At 28.9% G+C, this 4,644-nt stretch carries 5 protein-coding genes; all 5 read left to right on the top strand.

Annotated features, from left to right (window positions below; genetic code table 25):
- Positions 1 to 766 precede the first annotated feature (766 nt).
- Genes GW846_00005 through GW846_00025 form a run of 5 tightly spaced genes read left to right on the top strand, consistent with a single transcriptional unit; the run spans position 767 to position 4,238 of the window.
- Positions 767 to 1,069, top strand: coding sequence for a helix-turn-helix transcriptional regulator (locus GW846_00005; GenBank protein ID NDK09151.1), 303 nt, complete (start codon positions 767 to 769; stop codon positions 1,067 to 1,069).
- A gap of 1 nt (position 1,070) precedes the next feature.
- Positions 1,071 to 2,267: a site-specific DNA-methyltransferase gene (locus tag GW846_00010; protein NDK09152.1), complete on the top strand. Its 1,197-nt coding sequence runs from the start codon at positions 1,071 to 1,073 to the stop codon at positions 2,265 to 2,267.
- Positions 2,268 to 2,274: 7 nt separating this feature from the next.
- Positions 2,275 to 3,273: a hypothetical protein gene (locus tag GW846_00015; protein ID NDK09153.1), complete on the top strand. Its 999-nt coding sequence runs from the start codon at positions 2,275 to 2,277 to the stop codon at positions 3,271 to 3,273.
- A gap of 12 nt (positions 3,274 to 3,285) precedes the next feature.
- Positions 3,286 to 3,429 carry a hypothetical protein gene (locus GW846_00020; protein ID NDK09154.1) on the top strand — a complete coding sequence of 48 codons (144 nt, stop codon included), beginning with the start codon at positions 3,286 to 3,288 and terminating at the stop codon, positions 3,427 to 3,429.
- Positions 3,390 to 4,238 carry a site-specific DNA-methyltransferase gene (locus GW846_00025; protein NDK09155.1) on the top strand — a complete coding sequence of 283 codons (849 nt, stop codon included), beginning with the start codon at positions 3,390 to 3,392 and terminating at the stop codon, positions 4,236 to 4,238. Before GW846_00020 ends, GW846_00025 begins: the two co-directional genes overlap by 40 nt.
- The last annotated feature ends 406 nt before the right edge of the window (positions 4,239 to 4,644 follow it).

Here is a 4,644-nt window from a genome sequence, read left to right on the forward strand (position 1 = left end):
ATAAAATCTCATTAAATTTTTTTTACAAATATATTGTTTTAGCTTTAAAATAATATGTTTGTTAAACTTTTTTATGATTTTTTTGCTTTGTTTATAAAAAAAATATAATTTTACATATTAAGAAAAAGTGCAATTGGTTTGGGAAATGTGTAAGTCATATAAAAAAATTTAAAATTATTAAACGATTAAAAACGATTTTTATATTGATAATAAGCAAGTTACAAATATATTATTAATTGCAGATAAAGACGAAATAAACGCAATTGCGTTTAAACAATAGTTAGCAACAACCCAGAGAAAAAGAAACATGCATAAAATTTGGTTTATATGAATAGAATAAAATTAACAAGGCTCCTATTTGTTATCTTTTTTATTGTTCCATTTAATTCAACGACTGTCTTGTCCTGAAATAAGTTTACAGTAAATTTGTTGACAAATGGACAGACAAAACATCATACTTTGACAATTTAGTACTTTGGAAAACTGGCTGTTATTGACTGAAAGAAAAAATGAATTTGCCGACACTCAATCCGACCCTTGTTTTTAAAATTTACCCCACCGCACTTTTTTTAATACAATTTTATTGCCTACTCACATTGGCACATTGTCTTTTGCCCAGACACACGAAGCCAACCCTTCTGCAAAAGCCAAAGAGCCAATCTTACCAACGCTTTGAATAATGTTGATAATTTTTTGAAAAATATTTTTATTGTTTGGATATTATTAATTAAAAATGTCTATTTTTGTCAAGACAATATTTTCAAGAATGAAAACAACAGGTGAAATAATAAGAGAAGAAAGAGAAAAAAAAGGAATGTTATTACGACAACTTGCTTCTCAAATGGACATTGACGCTTCAATATTAAGCAAAATAGAAAGAGGAGAAAGAAAGCCAACGAAAGAACAAATTATTAAATTGGCTGAAATTCTGTGTTTAAATAAAAATCAGTTGCTTATTCAGTATCTAAGCGAAAAAATTGCTTATGAAATAGCAGACGAAGACGTAGCTAATCAAACATTGAAAGCAGCAGAAAAAAAAGTCAAATATTTAAAATCTAAAACAAAATAATATGTCTATTGAAGAAATAAACTATGCTTTAGTTGAAGATGTAAGACCACCCATTTACACAGCAATGAAATATTGGGGAAAAAAACCTCATAACATTTGGCGAAAGTATATTGAAAATTATACTCCTGAAAACGGGATTTTTCTTAACCCATTTTCTGGTAGCGGTATAAGTGCATTTGAAGCAATAAAAGCAAATAGAAAAGTAATTGCTTTTGATTTAAACCCATTGACTTCTTTTATTATTGAAATTTTTGCAACTGATTTTGACAAATCAAAATTTGAAAAAGAAGTAAAAAGAATTGCAGCCACATTTAAAACAGACGCTATTTACAATAAATATTTTACAACGCAGTCAAGACATAGCAATGAAACTTCAATTGTTCAAAGTTTGAAATGGGAAGATGAAAATATTTACGAGTTGGGGATTGAAGCAACTGAAAATGAAATTAAAAAACAAAAGGAATTAAAGAAAAAAAAGAAGATACCTAAAGTAATTAAGAGATATACCTCACAGCCTAACAAAGAAGATAACATAAAAGGAATTTCAATGAAAGAAATTGATATCCCTTTTTGGTTTCCCGATAAGCCATTTCACGTTTCACCATCTTTTCCTGCAAACTTCATTAATTGTTTAGGTGGCAATAACTTTACAAATCTTTGGACAAAGAGAAATTTATATGTTCTTTCTAAAATCTTTGATGAAATATTAAAGTGCAATGATGAAAACATTAAAAAACAGTTGCTTTTTGGTTTCATACAGTCGCTTCATTTATGCACAAAAATGAGTGTGCCAAGACGTGAAGATGCAAACAGAGCATTCTCAACAAGCTGGGGACGTTCCGCCTATATATGTTCATCAAGAAAAATGGAAATGAATGCACTACTTGTTTTTCAAGGTAGTTGTTTAGGTAAGCAATCTGTAGAAAGTTGCTTGACATCAGTTCCTAAATATTTGAAAAAGAAACCAAAACTTTTGAATGTTAGTTACAGCGATAAACAAAAAAATAAATTAACTGGCTTTGATATTAAATACGGAGCTGTTGATATAAATACTATTTTAGATTTCGTTTTAGAAAATTATTTGGGCGTTCCCCTATCGGGTCGGGCTTTCCGTTCCAATCTTTTTTCTCACCATAAAAAGCATACCCAGAAAAAAGGATTTACACTTCAATCCTTAACGCAAATTTATTTAAATTAAACTTATTATGTCAAAAAGAAAATCACCAGAACAAATAGCAACAATTAAAAATGCTGTATTAGACAATATAAGAAAACTTGGTTTCACAATTGAAAACAAATCAGAACTAGGTAAATCTATTTATGCTTTAAATGGTAATACAATTATTGATTTGATTTACTCAAGCTTTGATGAAACAAGTAAAAAATACTTTTTTGGAATTGAAGAAGATCAATTTTATAATGCTTATAAAAACAACAGAAATTATTTTCAAGTTTTTATTTGTGAAAACGCAGAACAAGTATTTTTTATTCCTTTATCGTTTATGATAGAGATTATAAAAGATGCTAAAGCAATTGACCATATCACTTTTAAACAATGGAAACCTATTATAAAAAAAAGAAATGGAATTTTTATTCTTCGTTTAAATGGCATTTATGAAATTACTGATTATTTGAATCGTTATGACTATTTACTTTCAGACGAAAATCAAAATATTTCAATCACACCACAAATCGTAAAATTTAATTCTGAAATTGAAGTAAAATCGGAAAACGAAAAATTCAAAGAATTAGCAGAAGATTTCAATTTTGATAAAAAAGATATTCATAATTCAACTATTGCGATGCTTAAAAACCTTGGTGAATGGCTCGGTTATGTAGTTTTAACTGAAAGTAAGCCTCTAAATATTGAGCAATTTCCATATCAAATAGATTGTCTTTGGTACAAAGAAAATGATTTATATTTAGCAATTGAGGTTTGCAATAAAGGAAGCGTTGAAAAAGATAAAGATTCTTTAAAGCAAGCAAAATATTTTGGTGCAAGAAAAGTAATTATTGTTACAGATATTGCAAAGTTGGAAAGAATAAGAAAGCTTTTTATGTATAATGGTGAGATTAAGTCGTGGACTGAAGTTTGGAGTTTCAATAGAGTTTTTAATATGTTTGAAAGTGGTCAAAAATTCTTCAAGGACTTTTCAAAATTTAAAAATTATCAATGGAATGATAATATTGTTGAATACTTATAAATACGATTAACTATGATTTTAGAAGAACTTAAAAATAACGAGATATTAAGGAAAGAGTTTGAAGATTTAATATTTTCAGATAAAAATTTTAATTACGATGCAAATGAATTTGAAGAATGGCTAATTGATTTGGTCATTCCGCATTTGAATGATTAAATAATCTTACTGGAAAAGAATGGTTATTGCTTACTAAAAGTTTTTGGCAAAGTGAAAAATGTGCTGATGACAAAGATGCTTTTGCACATCCAGCACCTTTTTTAATTAAAGACATTATGAAGTTGATTAGTTTTTTCACAAAAAAAGGAATGACAGTTTTAGACCCATTTTGTGGAAGCGGAACAACAATTTTAGCATCAATTTTATTAGAACGAAAAGCTATAGGTATTGACCTTAACAAAGAATACTTAGAATTAACTTTAAACCGATTAAAAAAGAAAAATACATTATTTCCAGATACATTTGAGAACTATAAGTACTTAATAGGTGACTCAAATATTATTATACCTGAAATAGAAAATGTGGACTATATAGTTACTTCTCCACCATACCATAATATTTTAAAAAATAACGGGCAAGGTTTAAGAAAACAAAGCGAAAAAGGCTTTAGGAATGGAGCGAGAATCGGTGTAAAATATTATAGTGAATTTGAAAACGATTTGGGCAATAAAAATACTTATAATGAGTTTTTACAATCGTTGAAAAAAATAATGCATAAATGTTATAGTAAATTGAATGATAAAAAATATTGTACAATTATTATAAGTGATTTTACAATTGATAAAAAGGAAATTTGTGTTCAGGGAGACATTGTTAACATTATGACAGAAATAGGTTTTGAATTTTGCGGTACAACAGTTCTCTTGCAAGATAACAAACCGCTTTACCCGTTTGGTTATCCGTATGCTTACAAAGTAAATCATCAACATCAAAACATAATTAACTTTAGAAAGCCGAAAGCAGAATAAAAAAAATGACAAACGCATTTGCAGGCACATTGCCAAAGCCCCACGAGCCAATACTCTAACCAAAGCTTTGTCAAAGAGCCTGCAAGCCAACACGATGAAGAAAAATATTTTAAAAATGCCCCGCCACACAAGGGAAAAAACAAAAAATGATAGACAGGAAAACTGAAATACGAACAGACGGGAAAAGAGTACGAAACGCTAACAGGCCTTTGCTGTCAGTGGCGGGACAGTGGCTCGTTTAACAATTACGTGCATATTGAAACCATTGTGCTTCGTGGAAAATATAGTGGTGAAATCGCCACCGAACAGCAACCGCCAATCCGTTATATAAGATGGGGAAAAAAATTAGCGAATAAAACAAAAAAAAGTATTATCTTTGACGTAGAAACTAAAAATAAAAGACCTT

The sequence above is a fragment of the Candidatus Gracilibacteria bacterium genome (assembly GCA_010119145.1).
Classification (GTDB): Bacteria; Patescibacteriota; Gracilibacteria; order BD1-5; family UBA6164; genus JAACSU01.